Below are 392 nucleotides of genomic sequence, written 5' to 3' on the forward strand. Positions count from 1 at the left end.
CCTCGCGGTGCTGGATCGTCGCGCGCAGCGCCTGGCCGAACCGGCTGTGCTTCATGAGCAGGTACAGGAGCGCGAGCGAGAGCGCCGCGAGGCCGAACGCCACGAGCTTCACGACGGCGATCCGCGCCCCGAAGAACTCGATGCTCGCGCCCGAGTACGGGAGCTGGATGCGCCGCTGCGTGCCGCTCCAGACGAAGCCGATCATGCCCTCGATGAAGAGCGCGACGGCGAACGTGAGGAGGACGGACATCATGGTGAGCGTCGCGGGCCGCAGGCGCGTGATGAGCAGGCGCTGCATGCCCACGCCGACGAGGAAGAACAGCGGCACCGTGATGACGAGCGACAGTAGCGGGTCCATGCCGGTCTGCTGGTTGAAGAACCAGGCGAGGTAC

At 67.9% G+C, this 392-nt stretch carries 1 protein-coding gene; it reads right to left on the minus strand.

Annotated elements, in window-relative coordinates; translation table 11 throughout:
* A partial coding sequence (locus tag G3I60_RS44260) for a hypothetical protein (protein WP_203675367.1) occupies positions 1 to 392 on the minus strand: 392 nt, incomplete at both ends.

The sequence above is a fragment of the Streptomyces sp. SID13666 genome, from assembly GCF_010548325.1.
GTDB lineage: Bacteria > Actinomycetota > Actinomycetes > Streptomycetales > Streptomycetaceae > Actinacidiphila > Actinacidiphila fildesensis.